This window comes from Roseiarcus sp., from assembly GCF_049514155.1.
Classification (GTDB): domain Bacteria; phylum Pseudomonadota; class Alphaproteobacteria; order Rhizobiales; family Beijerinckiaceae; genus Roseiarcus.
This window is the reverse complement of the sequence record NZ_JBEKVH010000279.1, coordinates 1-2,787: the sequence shown is the minus strand read 5'-3', so window position 1 is coordinate 2,787 and position 2,787 is coordinate 1. Positions and strand designations below refer to the sequence as shown.

Here is a 2,787-nt window from a genome sequence, read left to right as displayed (position 1 = left end):
GCCCCTCAGTTCCCTTGCCGCAGCCCCTCCGCCCCCGGCGCGTCCTCGCGCACTTGCACCACCGCGAACGTATCGGCGTAGAGGCGGCGCCAGCCGGGTTCGCGGTCGATGACGGCGACGATCGGCTCGCTCGGCGGGAAGATCGTCCAGGCGATGCGCCAGCGCGTCAGCGCGTCGTCGAGCGCTTGTCGGTCGCCCGCGGCGATTTTGCCGTAGAGGTCGAGGAAGGCGTCGCCGTACAGGTCGGCGCGGCCGTCGACGAACGGCCTGACGCCGGCGCCGATCAGATAGCCGCCGAAACCGTAGCCGTTCAGCACGGGCTCGCCGCGCAACGGCGGCGGCACGGCGCTGAGCGCCGCGATCGGCGACGACGCCGAGTCGTGGCGCACGATCGGCGCGGCGAGCCGCGCGCCGGCGAGCACCAGCGCCACCGCCGCCGCAGCAAGGACCACTGCGCTCGAGGCGGGCGTCAGCCTCCGCGGCGCGGTCTGGCCGAGCGCGGGGCGGATCGCCGGGGCGAGCAGCATCGGCGCGAGCATCGCCAGCAGCGTCTGGTGGCGGCCGTGCTGCAGCGCCATGTGGATGAGCCCGACCAGCAGCACGACGCGCAGCCAGGGCAGGCGGGTCGGCCGCAGCAGCGCGAAGGCGACCAGCGCCAGCAGCGCCAGCTCCATCGGACCGGGATGGGCGAAGTTCTCCGGCCGCCATTCGCCGATCTCGCTCAAGTGCGCGAGGCCGATGAGCCGCACGGGGAACAGGAGCCCCTCGACGCCGAACGGCGTCAGCGCCGCCGCGGCGATGCTGGCGAGAGCGAACAGGCCCCAGTCGCGGATCACGCTCAGCCGCGCCTCGGGCGCGGCGGCGAGCAGCGCCTCGAGCGCGAAGGGCGCGATCAACGCCAGGCCGAAGGCGAAGCCGCCGTGCAGATTGGCCCACAGCGCCATCGGCGCGACGAGGACGATCGGCGGCGCGCGGTCCGCCTCGCGCGCGGCGAACAGCGCGTCGGCCCACAGCGCCAGCAGCGGCAGCGCCAGGATATGCGGCCGCGCCAGCAGGCTCGGCGCGACCAGCAGCGCCGCGAGCGCGACGAGGGCGAGCAGGGCGATTCCGGAGAGATCGCGGGCGGCGCGCCGCGCCATGACGAAGATCGCCGTCGCCGCCGCAGCGCCGGTCAGCAGCGCGACGCCGCTCCAGCCGGCGGCGCGATAGGCGAGCGCCATCAGGACTTCGGAGAGCCACTCATGCGCGATCCACGGCTGGCCGGCGAAGGTGTAGGAGAACGGATCGACGCGCGGGATCGCGCCATGGGCGAGGATCCACTGGCCGGTCGCGACATGGGTCCAGGTGTCGCCGTCGTTGAGCGCCGCCGGCGAGAAGGCGGCGAGCGCCAGCACGGCGAAGGCGATCAGCAACGGCGCCGGCTCGAACGGACGCGCCGCCGCGTCGGCCGGCGCAGCGGCGGAGGAAAGGGCGATCGACATGCGCCTGAGCTTGCCAAAGCCGCGATAACGTCTGGTTAAGGATCGCTTGACGCCTGCCGCTTCGGCCGCGTCAAGTCGCTGAGCGTCGCGGGAGCGATCATGCCGCAAATCACCGCCGCGCCCTGCAGAGGGGTCTCAGCACGGAGGCTGGAGAAATTGGCGGAGACGGAGGCCGACATACTTTCGTGTCAGCGCGTGTCAGCCTGACACGCTGACACGAATGTTTCTCGGCGTTTCCGCGTTTTCTGTCTTTACAAGTCTCACGGTGTGCCTCACAATCTCGTCTCTAACTGTGGACTGATTTGTGGACGGCTGACATGGGACAACTGACAGCGCGCAAAGTCGAAACCGCCAAGTCAGGCAAGTACGGCGACGGCGGCGGCCTGCAGCTCGCGGTCTCGCTGACCGGCGCGAAGAAGTGGGTTCTCCGCTTCATCTGGGAAGGACGACCGCGCGAAATGGGCCTTGGCAGCTACCCCGAGGTCGAGCTCGCCGAGGCGCGCGAAAAGGCAATCGCCGGCCGCCGGCTCGCCCGCGGCGGCGTCGATCCGATTTCCGAACGCCGAAAGGACCGCGGCATCCCGACGTTCGGCGAGCTTGCCGATGAGATCGCCGAGCAGCTCAGCGAAGGCTTCCGCAACGAGAAGCATCGGGCGCAATGGAAGTCGACGCTCAAGACCTATGCTGAACCGCTGCGCGCGAAGCCGGTCGACAAGATCGAGACCACCGACGTCCTGGCCGCGCTTCGGCCAATCTGGAACACGAAGCCCGAAACAGCCTCAAGGGTGCGCGGGCGTATCGAGCGCGTCCTCAACGCCGCGAAGGCCAAGGGCTACCGGACAGGCGAAAATCCCGCCGCTTGGCGCGGCCACCTTGAGAACCTTCTCGCCAAGCAATCGCGCTTGTCGCGCGGGCACCATGCGGCAATGCCCTACAAAGACCTGCCGGCGTTCCTGGCGCGGCTGCGCGAACGCGACGCCGTCGCCGCTTCCGCCCTAGAATTCGCGATCCTGACCGCGGCGCGGTCGGGCGAAGTGCTCGGCGCCCGCTGGTCTGAAATCGACGTCGACGCAAAGGTTTGGACGCTCGCCGCCGATCGTATGAAGTCCGCGCGGCCACATAGCGTCCCGCTCAGCGACGGCGCCCTTGCAGTCGTGGCGAAGTTGGCGAAGGCGAAAGTCTCCGAATTTGTCTTTCCCGGCCAGCGCGCCAATAAGCCGCTGTCTGTGATGGCGCTCGACATGGTTTTGCGTCGCATGGGCGTCGACAACGCGACCGTGCATGGCTTCCGCTCATCGTTCCGGGA

The 2,787-nt window shown here is 69.7% G+C and carries 2 protein-coding genes; one reads left to right on the top strand and one right to left on the bottom strand.

Annotated features, from left to right (window positions below):
* Positions 1 to 5: 5 nt before the first annotated feature.
* Positions 6 to 1,481 carry a hypothetical protein gene (locus ABSF49_RS21405; protein WP_424114653.1) on the bottom strand — a complete coding sequence of 492 codons (1,476 nt, stop codon included), beginning with the start codon at positions 1,479 to 1,481 and terminating at the stop codon, positions 6 to 8.
* A gap of 317 nt (positions 1,482 to 1,798) precedes the next feature.
* Between ABSF49_RS21405 and ABSF49_RS21400 the strand changes: the two genes are divergently transcribed.
* Positions 1,799 to 2,787 (top strand): tyrosine-type recombinase/integrase (locus ABSF49_RS21400; protein WP_424114652.1); only part of this gene is annotated, 989 nt, incomplete at its 3' end.